Genomic DNA, 21,173 nt, shown 5'->3' on the forward strand with positions numbered 1-21,173 from the left:
TATATAGCGAAAAATATAAGTCTAATTGGGTAGAATAGTATTAATACTAGGTAAAATTGAATTAATACTTTAGTAGTGTTGCTAGTATTTTTGTTTTTTAACAAATTTGATACCTATGAAATTTAATTGGGAGGGTGTAATGCCCGCAGTTACAACAAAATTCACTTCAGACGACAAATTAGACCTTGAAATGTTCACTGTCAATATTAACGCACAAGTTGAGGCAGGTGTTCATGGTATTGTTTTAGGAGGATCTTTAGGCGAAGCTAGTACTTTAACGCAGGATGAAAAAAACCAATTGACAAGAGAAACGGTCAATATTGTAAAGGGAAAAATTCCTGTTATAATGACCATTGCAGAACAAGCTACAAGCGTTGCTATTCAAGCAGCACAAGATGCTAAAGAAAATGGTGCAAGCGGATTGATGATTTTACCACCAATGCGTTATAAGTCAACAGATATTGAGACCGTAACCTTTTTTAAAGAAATTGCCAAAAGTACAGATTTACCTATAATGATATATAACAACCCTGTAGATTACAAAATAGAAGTTACAGTAGCTATGTTTGCCGAATTAATGGAGCTTGAAAATATTGAGGCTGTAAAAGAATCTACAAGAGATATTATAAACATAGGTCGATTACGCAACCGATTCGGAAATAATTTAAAAATTTTAACAGGAGTTGATCCATTAGCATTGGAGAGCCTATTAATAGGGGCTGACGGATGGGTAGCTGGTCTAGTTTGTGCATTTCCAGAAGAAACTGTAGCCATATATGAGCTAGCAAAAGCAGGTTATGCAAAAGAAGCTACCAAAATCTATCGCTGGTTCTTACCTTTGTTAGAATTAGATATTAGTCCGCAATTGGTACAAAATATTAAATTAGCAGAAGTTGCTACAGGTATTGGTACGGAAAACGTTAGAGCACCAAGATTACCATTGGTTGGTGAGGAACGCGAACGTGTTTTATTGGTTATATCAGAAGCAATGAAAAATAGGCCAAAATTACCGGATTATAAAAATTTGAATGCTGTACCAACGGCATAACCTAAGAAATAAAGAAGAACATGATTACTGGAAAAAACTACATCGGCGCTGCACAATCAGCTACAGGAAGCAAAACATACAAAACTTTTGATCCTAAATTAAATCTTGAAACGGAATGGACATTTACGGAAGCAACGGCTGAAGAAATTGATAATGCAGTTTCAGAAGCTTCTAGTGCTTTTAAATTATATAGTGCCACTTCAGCGACAGAAAAAGCAAATTTCTTAAGAGTTATTGCTCAAGAAATTGAAGCCTTAGGAGATACATTGATTCAAACTTATATGAAGGAATCAGGTCTGCCAGAAGGTAGGGCAAAGGGTGAGCGTGGTAGAACAATGGGGCAATTAAATGCATTTGCCGCATTATTAGAAGAAGGATCTTGGGTAGACGCTACGATTGACACAGCTCAGCCAAATAGAGAGCCAATGCCCAAAGTGGATCTACGTAAAATGTTGGTACCCATAGGACCAATTGTTGTTTTTGGATCCAGTAATTTTCCATTTGCGTTTTCTACTGCAGGTGGTGATACTGCCAGTGCACTTGCAGCTGGTTGTCCTGTAATTGTAAAAAGTCACCCCATGCATGCAGCAACTGGTGAAATGGTAGCATCTGCAGTTTTAAGAGCTGTTGAAAAATCAGGTATGCCAAATGGCGTATTTTCAAACTTAAATAGTAGTGGAATCGAAGTAGGCCAACAATTGGTTATGCATCCAAAAGTTAAAGGTGTAGGTTTCACTGGTAGTATTAAAGGCGGAACTGCATTATATAGATTAGCAAATCAACGAGATGAACCAATTCCAGTATTTGCTGAAATGGGTAGTATTAACCCCGTTATAGCTTTACCATCTGCTTTAACAGAAAAGGGTGATGATTGGGCAAAAAACTATGCTGGTTCTATAACTTTAGGTGCTGGACAGTTTTGTACTAATCCAGGATTAATATTAGGTATTAAGAGTTCGTCTCTTGATAATTTCATCAAAGTCTTAGGCACATCTATCGAAGAACTAGAGCCATTTTGTATGTTACATCCTAACATTTATAATGGATTTGAAAACGGAAAAAAAGAACTTTCAAGTCAGGGTGGGGTGGATGTTGTAGCAGAATACAGCGCCGAAGCTGCTCCTAATTATGCCAAGCAAAAAGTACTAACTGTAAACGGTGCTAATTTTCTAAAGAATACTAAACTACATCAAGAAGTTTTCGGACCATTTTCAGTTGTCGTGCGTTGTGAAGACGCGACACAATTGGCTGAAATCATTGAAAAACTTGAAGGACAACTAACAGGTACCATTTTGGGAAGTAAGGAAGAAATTTCTTCGCATAGTGCTATTGTAACTGCATTACAAGGTAGAGTAGGGCGTATTATTTTTAATGGTGTGCCAACTGGTGTAGAAGTTTGTCCATCAATGCATCATGGTGGTCCTTTTCCTGCAAGTACTGATAGTAGATTTACTTCAGTAGGTACATCAGCTATTAAGCGCTGGGTGCGACCAGTGGCTTTTCAAAATTGGCCACAAGAAGCTTTGCCAGCGGCATTGAAAAATGACAATCCGTTAGGGATTAATAGATTGGTTGATAGCAAGTTTACGTACGATAAAATCTAAGTCTCTGATATAAATTACGTAAAATGGCGGTTAACACTTTTGTTTGTATTGATGCACACACTTGTGGCAATCCAGTACGGGTAATAAAAAGTGGTGGCCCTGAGTTAAATGGTACCACTATGAGTGCTAAACGCCAACATTTTATGCAAGAATTTGATTGGATTCGTAAAGGACTCATGTTTGAACCAAGAGGACATGATATGATGAGTGGTAGTATTTTTTACCCTCCTGCAAATCCAATTAATGATTTTGGAATACTTTTCATTGAAACCAGCGGATGTTTACCAATGTGTGGTCACGGAACCATCGGGGCAATTACAATTGGCATTGAAGAAGGCCTACTTAAACCAAAAACAAAGGGAAAAGTACGCATGGAAACTCCTGCAGGTTTAGTAAAAATAGACTATAAACAAACTGGTAATAAGGTAGATTGGGTTAAGTTAACCAATGTAAAATCATATTTAGCAGCATCAGATTTAACAGTAAAATCTTCAAAGTTAGGAGAGTTAAAATTTGATGTTTCCTATGGAGGAAATTTTTATGCAATTATAGATTCTCAACCTAATTTTACGGGAATTCAAGACTATTCAGCTAGTGATTTGGTTTCATTAAGTGGAGAAATCAGAAATAAAATAAATGAAAAATATACTGATGAATTCATCCATCCAGAAGATGAAACTATTCGGAATGTAAGTCATATTTTATGGTCAGGTAAAACCATTTCAAAGGAGGCTACCGCTCGTAATGCGGTTTTTTATGGGGATAAAGCTATTGACAGATCTCCATGTGGAACTGGGACTTCCGCCCGAATGGCACAATGGTTCGCAAAAGGAAAATTAAAAGTAGGTGAGCCATTTATTCATGAAAGTTATATTGGTTCTAAGTTTGTAGGTAGTGTAGAAGCAGAAACAACTCTTTTGGGCAAACAAGCAATTTTACCAAGTATACAAGGATGGGCAAAAATTTATGGTCATAATACCATAACTATAGATGATGATGATCCTTATGCTCATGGGTTTCAAGTAATTTGATATGGGTAAAAATGTAGTAATTATTGGTGGTGGAATTATTGGGTTGTGTACTGCATATTTTCTTCATAAAGAGGGGCATAAAGTTACCGTAATTGATAAATCAGATATTAGCTCAGGTGCATCTTTTGTTAATGCTGGATATTTAACGCCGAGCCATATTATTCCATTGGCATCTCCAGGTAAAATAGCCCAAGGCATTAAATGGATGTTCAATTCAGCTAGTCCCTTTTACATGAAACCAAGATGGGATGTTGAATTCTTTAAATGGTCATGGTATTTTCATAAATCATCAACAAAAGCTAAAGTTGAAAAAGCCATCCCCGTAATAAAAGACATTAATCTTTTAAGCCGCGATTTGTATGAAACAATAAAGACATCAGGCGATTTGGGTGATTTTCATTTAGAACGCAAAGGTTTATTGATGTTATATAAAACAGAGGCATCATATCAACATGAAATTGAGGTTGCTAAAAAAGCAAGTTTTCTAGGCCTTGAAGTAAATGAATTGAATTCTTCCGAATTAAAGAGAATTGAACCGAATATTGACATTGATGCACAAGGAGCAATTCATTATGAATGTGATGGTCATATGTCACCACAAGAATTCATGCCTAAAATATTGAAATATCTTCAAGATTCTGGGGTAGAAGTTAAAACGAATGAAGAAGTTATTGATGTTGATTTTGAAAGGGATTTAATTGAAAAAATTATAACAAATAAATCCTCATACACGACGGATGAAGTGGTTTTAGCCGCGGGTTCATGGAGCGGAAAACTATCAAAAAAGCTAAACATAAAATTACCTATACAAGCGGGTAAAGGGTATAGAATTAATGTAGAGCGAGAAACGGGCATATCTATGCCAGCTATTTTAATGGAAGCAAGTATGGCCGTAACACCAATGAAGGGTTTTACACGTTTTGCAGGTACAATGGAATTCTCAGGAATTAATACTACAATTAGAAAAGAACGCGTACAAGCTATAGCTAATGGTGCACATAGTTTTTATCCGGGATTAAAAATAACTGACTCTGAAATTTCTCAAGCCAAAACGGGCATGCGACCAGTTACCCCTGATGGTCTGCCTTATATTGGTAGAAGTACATCTTATCGAAATCTGATTTTTGCTACAGGTCATGCAATGATGGGGTGGAGTTTAGGTCCAGCCACAGGAAAATTAGTAACAGAAATTGTATCTTCAAAAAAAACTTCAATTGCATTAAATGGTTTAGAGCCAGAAAGAAAATTCTAAACGAAGCATTACATTGGGAATTATATTTTATTGATTTAAAAAAGAAACAGCCGGATTTTCACCGGCTGTTCATAATATTGTATTTATTTAATCTCTTGAAAGAATACTCAAGATGTACCAAAACAATAGCATTAATGAAGCAAATAAGCCCAATGAGGCGGCTACATATTGATTGGGTTGATACTTATGTATCAGATTAGAAGTTTGATATAATATTGAACCTGATGCCAAAACTACCATACCTACACTAAACCATAAGCCTAGATTGAATCCAAAAATTGTTCCGGCTATAATTAGTCCGAGTGCTATGAAAAATCCAATTGTTAAGGCAGATTTCAGAAATGAAAAATCCTTCTTTGTTAAAAATACTATGGCCGAAAGCCCAGTAAACATTGATAAGGTTAAAATTGCAGCTTGATTTAATATATCAAAAGCTCCTTCACCACCCATCATCATTGCAATAAAAATTAGGGGTATAAAAATAAAGGCTTCGGCTATAATATAAAGAATAAGTCCGGCATAATGTGTATTCACATTATCGCTTCGCAAGGCTAGTCGTTCAGCATAATTTGTAATAAGCATGAACCCTCCTAACATAATTAACCAACTATAACCTTGAGTCATTGATAATGCAAAATCAACAATGACATCAATTTGAAAGAAAAGTGTTTCTACAAGTATAAAGAGTAATACTGAGCCCGCTAAATGAGCATAAGTCTTTTTATAAAAAGCTACTCTAACTTGATCAGAAAGTTGACTAACTACTTCTACTTGAGGTATTTGATTGTTTTCCATGATTCTAAATTGAGGTTTGAGCTATTTTTAACGCTTACGTCCTAGGTAAAATTGTTTTTATTAGATGAACAACATTTTTATTCGATATGCCCGTAATTGTTGACCTTAAGCCTTAAATAAATCGGATATTATTGAGTATCTTACCTGCTATTTTTAATACACATGTAGATAATGAGAATACTTTTTACTATAGCTCTTTTATTTTGTGGTTCACTCATAGCACAAGAAAAGTCTGCAAAATCTGAGCAGCCTAATATTTTATTCATTTTGTCTGATGATCATACTTCTCAAGCTTGGGGTATTTATGGCGGCCTGCTGAAAGATTATGTGAAGAATGAAAATATTAAACGAATGGCACGTGAAGGTGCTGTTTTAGAGAATGCACTTTGCACCAATAGTATTTGCACGCCTAGTAGAGGTGCAATTCTTACGGGGCAATACAGCCATGTTAATCAGGTTTATACACTTAGTGAGCCTTTACCAATAGGCCATCCTAATATTGCAAAAGAGTTAGGTAAAAATGGATATCAAACTGCTGTCATCGGTAAATGGCATTTAGTAAAACAACCTGAAGGTTTTGATTATTTTAATGTTTTACCAGGCCAAGGAAGATATTGGAATCCGATATTAAAAACTAAGGAAAATTGGGAAGACGGTTATAATGCGTCTTCAGGAAAAGAATATAAAGGGTTTTCTACGGATGTCATCACAGATTTAACCATAGAACACTTAAACAAACGAGATACTTCAAAGCCGTTTCTAATGTACTGTAATTTCAAAGCAACCCATGAGCCCTTTGATTATCCGAAACGTTTCGATTCATTATATGCAAATATTGAAATTCCTGAGCCAGCATCATTATTTGATTTTGGAAAAGAAACTACAGGAAGAACGTTTAAAGGCCAAAAACTTGAAAATCTAGCAATAAGATGGAAAAAAGCCACTGAAGATCCAGAGAATTTCTGGACGGACTACCCAGGTTTGCCTTATCCGTTGGATGGACTGGATAGTATTCAAAAAAGAAAAAATATATATCAGAAATTAGTTAAAGATTTTATGCGTTGTGGTGCAGCAATTGATGATAATATTGGAAAATTATTAGACTATTTAGAAGCTGAAGGCATTGCAGATAATACAATTGTTATTTATACAGCCGATCAAGGCTATTTTCTTGGTGAGCATGGCTTTTTTGATAAACGTTTGATTTATGAAGAATCATTACAAATGCCTTTTGTTATTCGGTATCCTAAAGAAATTAAAGGAGGCCAACGCATTGATGATATAATTTTAAATATAGATTTTGCACCATTATTGGCTGATTATGCAGGTGTCGAAAAACCTGATTATATGCAAGGTGAAAGTTTTAGAGAAAATCTAAAAGGTAATACTCCTGATGAATGGCGTACAAAAATGTACTATCGCTATTGGTTACATCACCCAGATAGACCAGCTCATTTTGGCGTAAGAAATGAGCGTTATAAGTTGGCTTTCTTTTATGGTCAACCGTTGGGAATGCGAGGTACTGATAAAGAAATTACCGAACCCGTTTGGGAATTTTATGATTTACATGAGGATCCAAAAGAATTACACAATAGTATCGCCAATCCTAAATATGCTGAAATCATTGCAGAAATGAAAATAGCAATACAAGATGAGCGTACTAAATATGGAGATACGGATGAGAATCATCCTGAAATGGCTGCTATTTTAAAAGATGCTTTTGGTGGAAAATAAGTTATTCAAATAACGACTTAGCAATTCCAATTTCTAAACCACGTAATTCTGCAAGTCCACGTAATCGACCTATAGCAGAATACCCAGGATTCGTATGTTTTCTAAGATCATCAAGCATAAGATGTCCGTGATCAGGCCGCATTGGTATTTGCCAATCAGACCTGCCTTCTTGTTTACGTCGTTGTTGCTCAATCAAAACCCTTTTTACTATGCCATACATATCTACATCACCTTCTAAATGATTGGCTTCATAGAAATTACCATTGCCGTCACGTTTTGTACTTCGCAAATGCAAGAAATGTAGTCGTTCAGCAAAACGCTCAACAATATGTAAAAGATTATTATCCGCTCTTGCACCAAGTGAACCTGTACAAAGTGTAATTCCATTACTAATAGACGGAACATTTTCAAATATATGAGCGTAATCAGCTTCAGTACACATAATACGTGGTAAGCCTAAAATGGCAAACGGTGGGTCATCTGGGTGAATACACAGTACCACTCCGGTGTCATCTGCAGTCGGAATTACTTCAGATAGAAAAGCGACTAAATGTTGCCGCATCTCTGTTTCTCCAATATCAGCATAATCATCTAATTTGGCTTGAAACAGGCTTAAATCATAACCATCTTCACGCATTGGATAACCATCTGCAGAACCCGGTAATCCAGCAATTATGGTTTTTACTAAATCCTTTTTATCAATTTCTGACATTCCCTCAAAAGTACTTTTAGCATCTTCAATTTGAGAAGTAGAATAACTTTTTTCAGCATCTGGCCGCTGCAGCATGAAAAGATCAAAGGCAGCCAAAGCACTGAATTGAAACGCTAATGCCTTAGACCCATCTTCCATTTCAAGAAACAGATTTGTACGTGTCCAATCTAAAACTGGCATAAAATTATAGCACACAACACGAATATCGCATTTTGCCAAATTCTCTATGCTAATTTTATAGTTGTCAATATAGGTTTGATAGTTGCCTTTTCTAATTTTAATATCCTCATGAATCGGTAATGATTCAACTACAGACCATTTAAGCCCAGCAGCTTCTATGGTTTGTTTGCGGTGTAAAATTTCATCAACAGACCAAATTTCACCCGTTGGTATATGATGTAGCGCTGAAACTACGCCCTCAGCACCAGCTTGTTTAACATCTTGCAAGCTCACCGGATCCGTTGGTCCATACCAACGCCATGTATGTAGCATTCTCATAAGTTTTAGATTTTATACGCCGCTAAATGCACTAAAGCCACCATCAACTGGTAAAACAACGCCTGTTACAAATTTTGCTGCATCACTACATAAGAAATGTATAGCACCGTTTAATTCATCAGTTTCACCAAATCTTCGCATTGGCGTGTTTCTAATAACAGCTTCACCTCTTTTTGTGTAGGATCCATCTTCATTGATTAAAACGGCTTTATTCTGTTTTGCAATAAAAAAACCAGGTGCAATAGCGTTTACACGAATACCGTCTCCAAATTTTATAGCCATTTCAACAGCCATCCAACGGGTAAAATTTTCCATTGCAGCTTTTGAAGCAGAATAACCAGGCACTCTTGTTATTGCTTGTTCAACAGCCATTGATGAATAATTAATAATCACCCCTTTTTTGTTATCAGCCATTGCTTTCCCGAAAACAATTGAAGGTAAAACAGTACCGTTTAAATTTAACTCATTAACTTTTTGAAAGTCAGACATGTCTAAGTCAAATATAGTTTTGTCGTCAGGAATAGTAGCCCCAGGTAGGTTTCCACCGGCAACATTTAATAGGATGTCAATACTACCAAATTTTTCTAAAATTTCAGCTCGTGTAGATTTTAAGCGCTCTTCAGAAAGAACATCAGATTCAAATGCCACAGCTTCGTTAGGTAATGATTCAATTAAATCGGTTACTGAAGATTTACTGCGCGAAAGTAATGCGAGTTTAACTCCTGCATTTGAAAGACATTTGGCAACAGAACCGGCTAAGGTGCCACTGGCACCTGTAATAATAGCAACTTTGCCTTTCAAACTAAATTGATCACTCATAAATTATTTTTTAAGGTCGAAATATAGGCAATATATTAGATTTATATAGTTATTTTAATGCCTTTGACTTCATCTGAAATATTTAAATTGCTACATTTATAACTTAATAATAAGTAAAATAGTCCATGAAACTTTATAAGACCAACAACGGAGTATGCATTGAATTGAATAATAAATTTTTTCAAAAAGAGACAGATAATTGGGATGCTTTTATAAATAGAACAAATCTCTATGATATTCTTTTAAATGAGGTAAACAATTGGGAGAGTTGTGATGGACCAAGTTCAATACAAGCACCTATTGAAAATCAAGAAATTTGGGCCTCAGGTGTTACATACATGAGAAGTAGAGATGCTAGGATGGAAGAATCTAAAGATGCTGGTGGAGGCACTTTTTACGATCGTGTTTATGACGCAGATCGCCCAGAACTTTTTTTCAAAGCCACAGCAGCTAGAACTGTAGGGCCAAACGGAACCGTAAGAATCCGTAAGGACTCAAAATGGAATGTACCAGAGCCTGAATTGGCATTGCTACTAAGCTCAGAAGGTACTATTGAAGGATATACTATCGGAAATGACATGAGTTCAAGAGATATAGAAGGGGAGAACCCTTTATATCTACCACAAGCAAAAACCTATGAAGCCTGTGCTGCACTAGGGCCTTGTATTTATTTATCAAAAGAACCTATTGATCCAGCGTCATTAATTACCCTTGAGATATTTAGAAATGGAGCAACTGCTTTTAAAGGTGAAATTCCATTAAGTAACATGAAACGTAAATTAACGGATCTTGTAGGGTATCTATTTAGAGAATGTAATTTTCCTAAAGGATGCTTTTTAATGACAGGTACAGGTATCATACCACCAGATGAATTTACTTTACATATTGGTGATGAAGTACATATTACTATTGATAATATTGGAACCCTTGTGAATACAGTAGGGCAGTAGTGTTCTACTTTAAAAACCTGGGTACAAGAGGCAAACTAGTAACACTGTTTTATGTTGCTAGTTTTTCTTTTGCTTCAGCCCTAGTTCTTTTCAAATTTATTTTTTTAACCAGCCATTCAGGGTAGTCTGAATCATCTTCAGCATCAAAAAGTTGTATTTTTTGCGAATCATCAGGTGTAATAAGATCTTTTGAGGTACATCCTAATATTTTAGCTGCTGTATCAACACCTGAATGTGATGCACCTGCTACACCATGAGAAAGCACACTTGATCCACAGAGATATAGGTTTTGAATTTCGCTTTTACTTTTAAAGGCAAAGGGACCTATATTCCAAATGCTTTTTTCTGTACCATAAATACTACCGCGTGTGGTATTAACATAATATTCATTAGTTATTGGTGTACCTAATTCTAATTGAACAATATGTTTTGAAATTCCTGGAACTACTTCTTCTAATCCCTTGAGCATTTTTTTAGTCAACAATTCTTTGAAATCTAAATACTCTTGTGAGCGTTGTTCACTTTCATTTTTAAACTTTTCAAAAGGCGTATAGTCTACTAAAGTAATAGCTTCTAAAGTATGATACTTACCATCATAACTTGATGGGTCTTTTAACGAAGTGCAACTTATAAACATACCCTCAAAAGCATTATTATTCGAAAGATCAGATTTCATCATTTCGGCATAGAAGGCATTCTCATCACGGTTCGGCATTTTCCATATATTACCAGAATCTAATCCCGCTTTGCGTAAATCATAATCTACCGTCATAAACAGCATTAATGAGGTGCACGAGTATTTTGTTTTGTTGAGTTTCTTTAATAATTTTTTACTCAGATATTGCTCACCAATTAATTTTTTATAGGTGATTTCAGGATCTGCATTTGAAACAATTTGATTTGCATACAGTTTGCTACCATCTTCAAGTTCAACACCTATTGCTTTTTTGTCGCTTCCTTTATCAATGAGAATTTTCTGTACACCACTTTGCGTCCACACTTCACCATTATGTTTTTTAATGGCATTGGTCATTGATTTAATTAATGCACCACCGCCGCCCATTGGGTAAAAGCCCCCACTAAAATAATGTGTCATTAGACCTGCATGCATAAGAAAACTAACTTTATCAGGAGCTAGCGCATGATCACCACACTGAATATTTAAAATCCGCTTTAATAATGGGTCTTTAATATGCCTATTAATAATTTTATTTAATGTGAACGGCGCATGTTTGCCCATATGTCTGGTCTTGTATGGCATAAATAGTTTATTCCAAAAACCTTTAATATGGGGTATCATTTGAACTTCTTCGCTTACAGTTTTAATGAGATTTAAATAGGTATGAATATTCTTTTTTTCCTTCGGAAATTTTTCTTGTAGGCGTTCTATTAGAAGGTCAAAATTATTCGGAAAATCAAAGCGTTCTTCACCCAACCAACAATGTTCATAGGCATTAGGATTCATACGAAAGAAAGTCAAATCATTTGCGATACCTAATCCTCTGTACAAATTATTGGTAGTTTCACCTTCTTCAAGTAATCCCACGTAATGCACACCAGGTGTAAAACGGTGTCCGTCTAAATAAAAGCTATGACACCAGCCCCCTGGTACATCATGCTTTTCAAGCACCAATACTTTTTGGCCTGCTTTTGAAAGACAAATGGCAGTGGCTAATCCACCAGCTCCAGCACCAATGATAATGGTATCCCATTTGATTGCCTTTGAAGAAACTTCAGCTCTACTATTTTGGTTCTCATTCATAAATATAGTTACACCTCAGTTTAGAAGATTGAAGTTAAATTGAACTTCGATTTAAAGAAATACCTAGTTTTTTGTCAATGCGGTAGCTATAGCTTTTTCAACCATAGGCTCCATAACCGAGTAGCCTTCAGGAGTAGGATGTACTTCATCATTAGCGTACTTTTTCGGTAAACCATTTCGTTCATCAGCCATTGCAGAAAAATAATCTAAGTAAACATGTCCGCTTTCCTTCGCATAAGCAGCAATCATTTTATTAAGTGCCGGAATTTTTTCGTTCGGTTTTAGACCTGGTCTCCAAGGATAATCAAAAGCTGGAAGTACTGAGGATAATACAACCTTAATATTATTTGCTTCAGCTGCTTCACACATGGTCTTAATATTATCTAGAATCTGCTCTAAAGTCATCGGACCCGTATTACCTGCAATGTCGTTAGTGCCAGCTAGAATAACAACCACTTTCGGTTTTAAATCAATTACATCTTGTCGAAATCGCAACAACATTTGTGGTGTTGTTTGTCCGCTAATACCACGATTGATAAATGGCTTGTCTTTAAAAAATTCTGGGCGAGAATTTATCCATCCAATTGTTATTGAATTTCCCATAAAAACAACTCTATTTTCATAAACAGATGGAGCACCAATTGTCATATTATTTTCTTGAAATTTTTTAAGATTGGCCCAATCATCTTGCGCCTGTGAAGTAGAAACCAAAGTTAAAGTAAGGACAATAGCCAACAAACTCTTTTTAAAATTTTTCATTATTATCGTGTGATTTAATTTGATAAGTTGATTGTCACAAATTACTGATTACTTATTAAATAATTAGAAAGTATAGTGAGTTTTAAAGAAATTATTTTGCATTAATACTTTTTTAATCCTTCTAAGTTTGCACTTAATACTTCTTTTACGTCAGCAATCTCAACATGACCAAGAATACCGAAATCCCCTTTATAACCATTTTCTATTAATTGATCAATCATTTTCATTTCATAATCACCGTCTCCAATTGTTAGTATTTTAGGACCACCTTTTCTTAATCCATTTAAGTTTACACTCCATAAATAAGGCAACATTGTATTTACTAAATTCGGAAATGAATCTATCTGATGATGTGCATGATGAAAATTATAAATCAATCCTAAATCTTCATTGGGTAAGGCTTTAATAATTTTTATTTGATTTTCTGGCTCACCAAACCAATCACCATGATTATACAATGCTACTTTACAATTTAAGGCGGCAGCTTTTTTACTTAAAAAAGCAATCATTTTAGCCCCTTTTTCTACTGCTTCAGCATCGGACAAACCTTCAAAAAAATTGGCGTTAAAACTAACCCAAAATTGTCCTTTATAGCCAACTTCTTTAACGACATCGAATAGCTTTTCATTTGAATCACTTAATTTTTCAATCGTGTTTGAATTATTATCAATCCATAGCCAAACAGAAATAATATCTACATTATTCTTCTTTGCTAATTGAAGTTCTTCAGCCATTTGAGGAAGATGCTCATCCCTCCAATCATAGGCATACTTGCCAATGCCCAGTTCTTTTAGCATTTCAATTCGCTGCTTTGGTGATCTTTTTAAACTATCATAAGGTACTATGCACCAAGCATAAATTTTATCAGTGTCTATTTTTGAAATCTTTGAATTTGATTTGCATGAAGCAAATAACAGTAAGATTACCGTAAGTGTTGAAATTAGTTTTTTCATAAAGCAGTATGTTTAAAAATTCTCAAAAACCCCGAGACCGAATAATGCAAAATCATATTTTACAGGATCTATTGGATCTAATTTTCTTAGGTTAGTATCTAGTTCGGCTAATGCTTTAGCATCATTTTGTTTTCGCTTTAATAAATTTAATTTTCTAGCTACATTGCCTGAATGAACATCTAATGGGCATGATAACTGTGAGGGTTGAATACTTTTCCATATACCGAAATCTACATTAGTTGAATTATCGCGAACCATCCAACGCAAAAACATATTCAGTCGTTTTGCTGCTGACCCTTTTAAGGGGTCACCAACATGTTTGGTAGTTCTAGACTGATGTGGTAATTCAAAAAATATTTCTTTGAATTTTGAAATTGCTGTCTGCATTGAACTCGGTTCAGAATTTAGACTAAAAGCTGTTTCTAGGCCTTTATGGTTGGTGTAAATATTTTTAAGGCTATGAATAAAGTAGGCAAGATCTTGTTCATTAAACGTACGATGCACGAAACCTTGAATTTTTGCTAAATCAGATTGCTCATGATTCATGATAAAATCATGCGGTGAATTACCTAACATTTGCATGAGTCGATTTGCATTCGTAATGATGCTCTTTCTATTGCCCCAAGCAATTGTTGCAGTTAAAAAAGCACTAATTTCAATATCTTCTTTTTTAGAAAACTGATGTGGAATTTGTATTGGATCGCTCTCTAAAAAGGATGGCATATTATATTGTACAACCTTTGCGTCTAAAAATTCTTTGAGTTCTTTTTGATTCATTCTGTAGGAATTGGTAAATCTAATGCAGTTGCCAATAAGAGCGGCCCTAAAAGAATAAGATTATATGTGGCGTGTAACCCAATTGCCCATAGCAAGCCTAAGCGTACGCGAATAAAACCCAACATGGCACCAACAACTATTTGAGGTAATACCAGTAGAGGTGCTAATATCAAAATAGTGGTTGTGATTTCAAAGTTAGTGATATGATAAAACCCGAATACTAAAGTTAAAGCCCAGAAGATAAATTTGAAGTATGGTTTATCCTTAAAAAAAATCATAGGTCCTCTAAATAATAGCTCTTCGCTTACCGGAGCTAAAACTACAGCAGCGAAACATAAAAAAGGCAACGAATATTTTTCTAAAGCATCACCAATTGCATGCTTGCCTAAATCAAAACCAAAAACAGGTTCCAATAATCCGATGACTAAACTTAAGCCAATATTAACTACAAGAGCATAAATTAATATTTTAAAAAAAACCTTTTTACGATAATTGATATCAGTATTTTGATCTTCTTCAAAAACTGGTTTTTTCAAAAATAGCAAAAGACTATCTACAATTTCAGACATTATATGTTGTCTGAAATAGTTTCTACAACCGCAGTATCAGTATTTGTGATTAGGCCATCAACCATGGTTAGTTTTCGGTCGGCTAAATCTGCCAATTCAGCATTGTGTGTTACAATCACAAAGGTCTGGCCAAATTTATCACGCAATTCAAAAAAGAGTTTATGTAAATTATCAGCGCTTTCAGTATCTAAATTACCACTGGGCTCATCGGCATAAATAATTGATGGATTATTTATCAAAGCCCTAGCAACGGCTACACGTTGTTGTTCACCACCAGATAGTTCGTTGGGTTTATGATTTGTACGCTCTGACAGTCCTAAAAAAGATAGCAATTCAAGTGCTCTTTTTTCGGCATCAGCCTTTGAAGTGCCTTTTATAAATGCAGGAATGCATACATTTTCGAGCGCAGTAAATTCAGGTAATAACTGATGAAACTGAAAAATAAATCCGATGTGTTCATTTCTAAAACGTGCGAGTTCTTTTTCTTTTAAATTAGTAACTTCAATATTGTTTAAAACCAGTGTGCTTTCCTTTTCATTCGATTGCTTGTCTAGCGTACCTAAAATTTGAAGTAGCGTAGTTTTTCCGGCACCAGAAGCACCAACTACTGAAACTATTTCTCCAGATTTTATATGCAAATCAACACCTTTCAGTACTTGAAGTTTGCCGTAGTATTTTTGAATGTTTGAAGCTTTAATCATCCATAGAAATTTTAAGTTTTGAAAGTACTGAAAGTGGTAGACATAGCAAAATTTGTGTTCGCTACAAACTTCTTTTAATTATTGTAATTTAGTCACGAATTACACGACATATTCGTTTTAACATAGGTATAGTTAATCATCTAAAGAGATTAAATGGCTCAGTACAGGAATTTTGAAGAATACAATATAGAAGCTACTAATGAAATCAAAGATCGTTTTTCAAAGATAATTGATGAGTTAGGTGAAGATGTTACCAGAGAAGGTTTATTGAAAACTCCAGAGCGAGCGGCAAAAGCTATGTTATTTTTAACGCAAGGTTATGAGCAAGATCCTGTTGAGATTCTAAAGGGCGCCATGTTTAAAGAAGAATACGATGACATGGTAATTATAAAAGATATTGAAGTTTATTCGCTTTGTGAGCATCATATGTTACCATTCTTTGGAAAAGCTCATATAGCGTATATTCCGAATGGACAAATTGTTGGGTTAAGTAAAATTCCAAGAATCGTTGACGTTTTCGCTCGAAGGCTACAGGTACAAGAACGCTTAACTCATGATATTTTGGAATGTATTAATACTACTTTAAAACCACAGGGAGTAGCAGTTGTTATTGAAGCTTCACACATGTGTATGATGATGCGTGGTGTTCAAAAGCAGAATTCAGTAACTACAACTTCTGGCTTTCGTGGTCAATTTGAGAAGATAGAAACACGTAACGAGTTTTTGAAATTAATAAGTTCGGACTTGTCGTAAAGTTTAGATCAGTTTTAATACCGAGGTTAAAAGCATAGTTTTCAATACATAATATTCTGGCATCTTATTTGCTTTTATTTGTTTTGAACACTAACTTTAGATTTATGTCAAAAGAAAAAGACAACAAAACACGCAACCTATTTCTTGGTTTATTATTAGATGCTGTGGGTATGGCTTCCTATTTTATTCCCGGTATCGGTGCTTTTTCAGATATTATTTGGGCACCAATTTCTGCTTGGATTATGACCCGTATGTATAAAGGTAAAGCAGGGCAAACTGCTGGTGCAATTACTTTTTTGGAGGAGCTAATGCCAGGACTTGATATATTACCAACCTTTACAATAATGTGGTTTTATACGTACGTATTCAAGAATGCAAAACAAAAGAAAAAAATCATTGATATTGATCCTGATTAATATCAAAAACAACGCTTAGTCTACTATCATACGCATAAAAATTTGCTAAATTTATGCTATGAATTTTAAACGTAGAAACTTTCTAAAGAAAGCCACTTTGGGTTCTTTAGCAACCGTAATAGGTGCAGATATTGTTTATGGTGAGTTAATGCCAAAAAACTATAAACCATTAGCACTGCAAGATCCAGACCCCTTTAAGTTATTTCATAAAGATGCTGATATGACTGTGCTTAATAGTAAGCCATGGAATATAGAAGCGAAAGCACATTTATTAGACGATAAGGTTACTCCAAATAAATTTATGTTCATTCGTAATAATGGTTTGATTCCGGAAAATATAGATGCTGAAAGTTGGACCTTAACTTTTGATGGAGAATCGGTAAAAAACACCAAAACCTATACTTTAGCTGAATTAAAATCAAAGTTTAAGCAATATTCGTATCAGCTAACACTAGAATGTGGCGGTAATGGTCGAAGCGAATTCAACCCACCAGCAAAAGGGAATCAATGGACGATTGGTGCGGTTTCTTGTGCTACATGGACGGGAGTTCGTTTAAAAGATGTTTTAGCTGATGTTGGAATAAAAGACGATGCAAAATATATTGGTTATCACGCAGCCGATGTGCATTTAAGTAGAGATCCCGAAAAGGAACCTATTTCAAGAGGAGCACCAATTGCAAAAGCAATGCAAGAAGAAACTCTATTGGCTTTTGAAATGAATGGTGAGGCAATTCCGCTTGCCCATGGTTTTCCGTTACGCTTAATAGCAGGTGGATGGCCAGCCTCAGTTTCTGGAAAATGGCTAAAAAGAATTAGTATAAGAAATATAATTCATGATGGTGCAAAAATGGGGGGTAGCTCTTATCGCGTGCCATGTAAACCAGTAGCACCGGGTGAAAAAGTAAAAGACGAAGATATGTGCATCATTGAATCGATGCCTGTAAAATCTTTAATTACTTATCCCAAAACAGGTGCAATTTTGTCTGAAGGGCAAAAATTAAATATTCGCGGTCATGCATGGGCCGGTGAGCTTGAAGTGTCAAAAATGGAATACTCAATAGATTTTGGAAGCACCTGGCATTTATGTACTTTAGAAAAACCAGTCAACCGCCTTGCATGGCAACATTTTGCTGCAGCGATAGAATTTCCTCAAAAAGGATACTATGAAGTTTGGGCGCGAGCCACAGATTCTCAAGGTAAAAGTCAACCCATGCTTTTACCAGGTTGGAACCCTAAAGGGTATTTAAACAATGCTAGTCATAGAATTGCAATAAAAATAGCTTAGATGAGTGATAAAAACACCACCGAAAAACGGATTAGAAAAAGCTATCGATTCTTAATTGTGATTTGTGCAATTGCTTTAATTGCTGGAATAATTGCATTGTATTTTGGTGGGCCGACTGAAGAAACATCAGAAATAGGTGATGATCCAAGTGAAAATTTAGAATCTGATATTAATCATTCAGGGTTTATTGAAGATGAAGGCGTGCAAACCGTTATAAATAATTGCACTACATGTCACGCTGCAGAATTGGTAACGCAAAATAAAATGACAAAGGAAGGGTGGTTGGCCACTATTCGGTGGATGCAAGAGTCACAAAATTTATGGGACCTTGGTGACAATGAAGCTATCATTTTGAATTACCTCGCTAAAAATTATGCCCCTGAAGATACCGGGCGAAGGCCTGCCTTAAAAGATATAGAGTGGTATGCTTTAAAGTAGATTTATTATAATTCTTAGCTGTCACACATCAAAAAATACTTACTTGAAAATACTTACTTGGAATTGCAATGGCGCATTAAGGAACAAAATAGAATATTTAGATTTCTACAAAGCTGACATATACATTATTCAAGAATGTGAAAACCCAGCAAAAGCTAAGCATAAGGATTATTCTGAATGGGCATCAAATTATCTTTGGATAGGAGATAATAAAAATAGAGGAATTGGAATTTTTGCTAAGTCGAACATAACTTTAGAAAAACTTGATTGGTCCGATACTTATCAAAATCACAAGGTAAAGCACTTTTTACCTTGTTCTGTAAATAGTGATTTTATTTTATTAGCTGTATGGACTCACAACAATAATTCACCAACATTTGGATACATCGGACAACTATGGAAGTATCTTCAAATTAACAAATCAAGATTAAAAAATTGCTTCGTTATTGGTGATTTTAACAGTAATAAAAATTGGGACAAATGGGATAGATGGTGGAATCACTCAGATGTTGTTTCTGAATTAAATGAAATTGGAATTACAAGTTTATATCACCAATATTCAAATGAAAAGCAGGGAGAAGAATCTAAACCAACATTTTTTCTTCAACGCAAAATAGAAAAGGCATATCATATTGACTATGTTTTTACAAGTTTAAAATTTGTAAATCGTTTAATACAATTGGAAATTGGAGAAGTAAATAAATGGATAAAAATAAGTGACCATCTGCCAATAATTTGCACCTTTGACAACTAATATTTTGAAATTTAATGATTACAATAAACGTATTAGATTGTAAGTTTTTATGCTGTTTAGTGACAAAAATTCTAACAAATAATACTCACGGTTTTGGAAAAATATGTTGACGGATTTATCGCTTCAATTTCAGGAAGTTTTAATTGGACATTGAAGTCAATTCTTTTTGAGGTGCCGTGGTATACCAATTTTTTCTGGGGAATTGTAGTCATTTCACTAATTGTTTATGGTTTAGAAATCTTATTTCCATGGCGAAAAAATCAATCTATTATAAGAAAAGATTTTTGGTTGGATGCTTTTTATATGTTTTTCAACTTTTTTGTGTTCGCAATAGTTATAAGTGGCTTTTATAAAATTCTAGAATTATTTTTTATTGATTTAGGACTAACAATGAATAGCCTCGCCATAATAGATCTTTCAACTTTGGCCAGTTGGGCGCAATTACTGCTGTTTTTTATAGTACTAGATTTTGTACAATGGGTGACACATATAGTATTGCATACCAATAAATTTCTGTGGCAATTTCATCAAATTCATCATTCTGTAAAAGAAATGGGATTTGCAGCGCACATGCGATACCACTGGATGGAGAACGTTATTTATAAGCCTTTAAAAACACTTGGAGTTATGTTATTGGGTGGTTTTGAACCTGAGCAAGCAATAATAGTCCATTTTATTGCTGTTTCTATTGGTCATCTAAATCATTCAAATATCAAACTAAGTTGGGGACCCTTAAAGTATATTATTAATAACCCAGTAATGCACTTGTACCATCATGCTTATGAAATTCCGGAAGGTAAAAATGGAATTAATTATGGAATAAGTTTAAGCCTTTGGGACTATATATTTAAAACAAATTACATTCCTGAAGATAGTGGAACTATAACTTTAGGATTTCCCGGCGATGAAAAAGTACCACCGGGTTTCCTTAAGCAATTGTTTTATGGTTTTCGTAAAAACAAAAACTAGTTCAATTTTAAATATACTATTCTACAGTTACTGTAAAAGTTTGAACAACGTCGGTCTCACCACCTGCATCAGCTAAGGTACCATCGTTCGGTTTTTTAGGTTCATGACGTAATGTAATCTGTAGTGTTCCAGTTCCAGCTTCTCCAGTAGTTAAAGTAAACGCAATTCCAATTGGATTACCATCAGCATCTTCGTCATTATATGCTGTACTCGCAACTGAGCCAGAAGTAACAAAGATAAATTGATGTTCATCTGCTTCTTCTGCAACCTCTTCCGTTATATCTTCAGCTGGAGTTTCAGTTTCATTTAATAATTCAATACTACCACTATATACAGTACTTGCAGTTAAATTTCCTGAAACTTCTACCACAGGGTCATTAGGGCCATCACCATCTAAATCTTGCGATTGTAATGTAATTGTAGGTACACCACTTGCAGATAAAGTAACGTTCATGGTAGTTATAATTTCCTCCTCATTTACAACTTCTGGATTTTCATCATCATCTGAGCAAGAAGTAAGACTTGTGAAAACAATTAAGAATGTAGTCGATAAAATTGTGCTGTTAAATATGTTCTTTTTTCTCATTTTAGTTA

General features: G+C 34.9%; 22 protein-coding genes. 12 read left to right on the forward strand and 10 right to left on the reverse strand.

All coding sequences use genetic code 11. The features are described from left to right. Positions 1 to 115 precede the first annotated feature (115 nt). The 4 genes from JQC67_RS12065 to JQC67_RS12080 are packed head-to-tail and all read left to right on the forward strand — an operon-like array spanning position 116 to position 4,935. A complete protein-coding gene (locus tag JQC67_RS12065) occupies positions 116 to 1,048 on the forward strand; it encodes a dihydrodipicolinate synthase family protein (protein WP_203253056.1) in 933 nt (310 codons plus the stop codon). Positions 1,049 to 1,068: 20 nt separating this feature from the next. Then, positions 1,069 to 2,652, forward strand: coding sequence for an aldehyde dehydrogenase (NADP(+)) (locus tag JQC67_RS12070; protein WP_203253057.1), 1,584 nt, complete (start codon positions 1,069 to 1,071; stop codon positions 2,650 to 2,652). A 23-nt stretch (positions 2,653 to 2,675) separates the two neighbouring features. Further along, positions 2,676 to 3,683 carry a 4-hydroxyproline epimerase gene (locus JQC67_RS12075; RefSeq protein ID WP_203253058.1) on the forward strand — a complete coding sequence of 336 codons (1,008 nt, stop codon included), beginning with the start codon at positions 2,676 to 2,678 and terminating at the stop codon, positions 3,681 to 3,683. A gap of 1 nt (position 3,684) precedes the next feature. Beyond that, positions 3,685 to 4,935 carry an NAD(P)/FAD-dependent oxidoreductase gene (locus JQC67_RS12080; RefSeq protein ID WP_203253059.1) on the forward strand — a complete coding sequence of 417 codons (1,251 nt, stop codon included), beginning with the start codon at positions 3,685 to 3,687 and terminating at the stop codon, positions 4,933 to 4,935. A gap of 87 nt (positions 4,936 to 5,022) precedes the next feature. On the opposite strand, the gene JQC67_RS12085 is transcribed toward JQC67_RS12080, so the two are convergent. Further along, complete coding sequence (locus tag JQC67_RS12085) at positions 5,023 to 5,730, reverse strand: Bax inhibitor-1/YccA family protein (RefSeq protein ID WP_203253060.1); 708 nt, start codon at positions 5,728 to 5,730, stop codon at positions 5,023 to 5,025. 171 nt (positions 5,731 to 5,901) lie between these two features. Here JQC67_RS12085 and JQC67_RS12090 point away from each other — a divergent pair, with 171 nt between their 5' ends. Further along, positions 5,902 to 7,464 (forward strand): sulfatase family protein, encoded by a 1,563-nt coding sequence (locus JQC67_RS12090; protein WP_203253061.1) that lies wholly within the window; start codon positions 5,902 to 5,904, stop codon positions 7,462 to 7,464. Position 7,465: 1 nt separating this feature from the next. Here JQC67_RS12090 and uxuA read toward each other — a convergent pair whose 3' ends face one another. Both uxuA and JQC67_RS12100 read right to left on the reverse strand, forming a co-directional pair. Next, a complete protein-coding gene (gene uxuA / locus JQC67_RS12095; protein ID WP_203253062.1) occupies positions 7,466 to 8,674 on the reverse strand; it encodes a mannonate dehydratase in 1,209 nt (402 codons plus the stop codon). 12 nt (positions 8,675 to 8,686) lie between these two features. Then, positions 8,687 to 9,493, reverse strand: coding sequence for an SDR family oxidoreductase (locus JQC67_RS12100; RefSeq protein ID WP_203253063.1), 807 nt, complete (start codon positions 9,491 to 9,493; stop codon positions 8,687 to 8,689). A gap of 125 nt (positions 9,494 to 9,618) precedes the next feature. On the opposite strand from JQC67_RS12100, the gene JQC67_RS12105 reads away from it, so the two are divergent. After that, positions 9,619 to 10,443: a fumarylacetoacetate hydrolase family protein gene (locus JQC67_RS12105; protein ID WP_203253064.1), complete on the forward strand. Its 825-nt coding sequence runs from the start codon at positions 9,619 to 9,621 to the stop codon at positions 10,441 to 10,443. A 49-nt stretch (positions 10,444 to 10,492) separates the two neighbouring features. Here the strand turns inward: JQC67_RS12105 and JQC67_RS12110 are convergent, their stop codons facing one another. From JQC67_RS12110 to JQC67_RS12135, 6 genes are all read right to left on the reverse strand, one after another. Beyond that, positions 10,493 to 12,205: a phytoene desaturase family protein gene (locus JQC67_RS12110; RefSeq protein ID WP_203253065.1), complete on the reverse strand. Its 1,713-nt coding sequence runs from the start codon at positions 12,203 to 12,205 to the stop codon at positions 10,493 to 10,495. Positions 12,206 to 12,268: 63 nt separating this feature from the next. After that, a complete protein-coding gene (locus JQC67_RS12115; protein ID WP_203253066.1) occupies positions 12,269 to 12,964 on the reverse strand; it encodes an SGNH/GDSL hydrolase family protein in 696 nt (231 codons plus the stop codon). A gap of 101 nt (positions 12,965 to 13,065) precedes the next feature. Beyond that, the gene (locus tag JQC67_RS12120) at positions 13,066 to 13,917 is read right to left on the reverse strand and encodes a sugar phosphate isomerase/epimerase family protein (protein WP_203253067.1); all 852 of its coding nucleotides are present in this window, start codon (positions 13,915 to 13,917) and stop codon (positions 13,066 to 13,068) included. A gap of 12 nt (positions 13,918 to 13,929) precedes the next feature. Beyond that, the gene (locus JQC67_RS12125) at positions 13,930 to 14,694 is read right to left on the reverse strand and encodes a TIGR02757 family protein (protein WP_203253068.1); all 765 of its coding nucleotides are present in this window, start codon (positions 14,692 to 14,694) and stop codon (positions 13,930 to 13,932) included. Beyond that, on the reverse strand, positions 14,691 to 15,263 hold the full coding sequence (locus JQC67_RS12130; RefSeq protein ID WP_203253069.1) for a CPBP family intramembrane glutamic endopeptidase: 573 nt from the start codon (positions 15,261 to 15,263) through the stop codon (positions 14,691 to 14,693). The genes JQC67_RS12125 and JQC67_RS12130 overlap by 4 nt, the downstream gene beginning before the upstream one ends. Continuing rightward, positions 15,263 to 15,964 carry an ABC transporter ATP-binding protein gene (locus tag JQC67_RS12135; RefSeq protein WP_203253070.1) on the reverse strand — a complete coding sequence of 234 codons (702 nt, stop codon included), beginning with the start codon at positions 15,962 to 15,964 and terminating at the stop codon, positions 15,263 to 15,265. The genes JQC67_RS12130 and JQC67_RS12135 overlap by 1 nt, the downstream gene beginning before the upstream one ends. Before the next feature lie 153 nt (positions 15,965 to 16,117). Here JQC67_RS12135 and folE point away from each other — a divergent pair, with 153 nt between their 5' ends. The 6 genes from folE to JQC67_RS12165 all read left to right on the forward strand — a co-directional run bounded on the left by folE (position 16,118) and on the right by JQC67_RS12165 (position 20,579). Next, positions 16,118 to 16,717, forward strand: a complete 600-nt coding sequence (gene folE, locus JQC67_RS12140; RefSeq protein ID WP_203253071.1) for a GTP cyclohydrolase I FolE — start codon at positions 16,118 to 16,120, stop codon at positions 16,715 to 16,717. 104 nt (positions 16,718 to 16,821) lie between these two features. Next, positions 16,822 to 17,133: a hypothetical protein gene (locus tag JQC67_RS12145; protein ID WP_203253072.1), complete on the forward strand. Its 312-nt coding sequence runs from the start codon at positions 16,822 to 16,824 to the stop codon at positions 17,131 to 17,133. 58 nt (positions 17,134 to 17,191) lie between these two features. Beyond that, positions 17,192 to 18,418: a sulfite oxidase gene (locus JQC67_RS12150; RefSeq protein WP_203253073.1), complete on the forward strand. Its 1,227-nt coding sequence runs from the start codon at positions 17,192 to 17,194 to the stop codon at positions 18,416 to 18,418. Next, complete coding sequence (locus tag JQC67_RS12155; protein WP_203253074.1) at positions 18,419 to 18,856, forward strand: monoheme cytochrome C; 438 nt, start codon at positions 18,419 to 18,421, stop codon at positions 18,854 to 18,856. A gap of 43 nt (positions 18,857 to 18,899) precedes the next feature. Then, positions 18,900 to 19,610: an endonuclease/exonuclease/phosphatase family protein gene (locus JQC67_RS12160; protein ID WP_203253075.1), complete on the forward strand. Its 711-nt coding sequence runs from the start codon at positions 18,900 to 18,902 to the stop codon at positions 19,608 to 19,610. A gap of 93 nt (positions 19,611 to 19,703) precedes the next feature. Beyond that, positions 19,704 to 20,579 (forward strand): sterol desaturase family protein, encoded by an 876-nt coding sequence (locus JQC67_RS12165; RefSeq protein ID WP_203253076.1) that lies wholly within the window; start codon positions 19,704 to 19,706, stop codon positions 20,577 to 20,579. Between the two features lie 16 nt (positions 20,580 to 20,595). Here JQC67_RS12165 and JQC67_RS12170 read toward each other — a convergent pair whose 3' ends face one another. Beyond that, positions 20,596 to 21,165 (reverse strand): type 1 periplasmic binding fold superfamily protein, encoded by a 570-nt coding sequence (locus tag JQC67_RS12170; RefSeq protein WP_203253077.1) that lies wholly within the window; start codon positions 21,163 to 21,165, stop codon positions 20,596 to 20,598. Positions 21,166 to 21,173: the final 8 nt, after the last annotated feature.

The organism is Aurantibacter crassamenti, from assembly GCF_016811105.1.
Classification (GTDB): Bacteria; Bacteroidota; Bacteroidia; order Flavobacteriales; family Flavobacteriaceae; genus Aurantibacter_A; species Aurantibacter_A crassamenti.

Excerpts from the sequence above, each read along its gene's own strand:
- JQC67_RS12105 (WP_203253064.1), top strand. The coding sequence starts at position 9,619 with ATGAAACTTTATAAGACCAACAACGGAGTATGCATTGAATTGAATAAT.
- uxuA (WP_203253062.1), bottom strand. The coding sequence starts at position 8,674 with ATGAGAATGCTACATACATGGCGTTGGTATGGACCAACGGATCCGGTG.
- JQC67_RS12075 (WP_203253058.1), top strand. The coding sequence starts at position 2,676 with ATGGCGGTTAACACTTTTGTTTGTATTGATGCACACACTTGTGGCAAT.
- folE (WP_203253071.1), top strand. The coding sequence starts at position 16,118 with ATGGCTCAGTACAGGAATTTTGAAGAATACAATATAGAAGCTACTAAT.
- JQC67_RS12145 (WP_203253072.1), top strand. The coding sequence starts at position 16,822 with ATGTCAAAAGAAAAAGACAACAAAACACGCAACCTATTTCTTGGTTTA.
- JQC67_RS12070 (WP_203253057.1), top strand. The coding sequence starts at position 1,069 with ATGATTACTGGAAAAAACTACATCGGCGCTGCACAATCAGCTACAGGA.
- JQC67_RS12155 (WP_203253074.1), top strand. The coding sequence starts at position 18,419 with ATGAGTGATAAAAACACCACCGAAAAACGGATTAGAAAAAGCTATCGA.
- JQC67_RS12085 (WP_203253060.1), bottom strand. The coding sequence starts at position 5,730 with ATGGAAAACAATCAAATACCTCAAGTAGAAGTAGTTAGTCAACTTTCT.
- JQC67_RS12120 (WP_203253067.1), bottom strand. The coding sequence starts at position 13,917 with ATGAAAAAACTAATTTCAACACTTACGGTAATCTTACTGTTATTTGCT.
- JQC67_RS12110 (WP_203253065.1), bottom strand. The coding sequence starts at position 12,205 with ATGAATGAGAACCAAAATAGTAGAGCTGAAGTTTCTTCAAAGGCAATC.
- JQC67_RS12135 (WP_203253070.1), bottom strand. The coding sequence starts at position 15,964 with ATGATTAAAGCTTCAAACATTCAAAAATACTACGGCAAACTTCAAGTA.
- JQC67_RS12170 (WP_203253077.1), bottom strand. The coding sequence starts at position 21,165 with ATGAGAAAAAAGAACATATTTAACAGCACAATTTTATCGACTACATTC.
- JQC67_RS12125 (WP_203253068.1), bottom strand. The coding sequence starts at position 14,694 with ATGAATCAAAAAGAACTCAAAGAATTTTTAGACGCAAAGGTTGTACAA.
- JQC67_RS12080 (WP_203253059.1), top strand. The coding sequence starts at position 3,685 with ATGGGTAAAAATGTAGTAATTATTGGTGGTGGAATTATTGGGTTGTGT.
- JQC67_RS12150 (WP_203253073.1), top strand. The coding sequence starts at position 17,192 with ATGAATTTTAAACGTAGAAACTTTCTAAAGAAAGCCACTTTGGGTTCT.
- JQC67_RS12065 (WP_203253056.1), top strand. The coding sequence starts at position 116 with ATGAAATTTAATTGGGAGGGTGTAATGCCCGCAGTTACAACAAAATTC.
- JQC67_RS12100 (WP_203253063.1), bottom strand. The coding sequence starts at position 9,493 with ATGAGTGATCAATTTAGTTTGAAAGGCAAAGTTGCTATTATTACAGGT.
- JQC67_RS12090 (WP_203253061.1), top strand. The coding sequence starts at position 5,902 with ATGAGAATACTTTTTACTATAGCTCTTTTATTTTGTGGTTCACTCATA.
- JQC67_RS12115 (WP_203253066.1), bottom strand. The coding sequence starts at position 12,964 with ATGAAAAATTTTAAAAAGAGTTTGTTGGCTATTGTCCTTACTTTAACT.
- JQC67_RS12130 (WP_203253069.1), bottom strand. The coding sequence starts at position 15,263 with ATGTCTGAAATTGTAGATAGTCTTTTGCTATTTTTGAAAAAACCAGTT.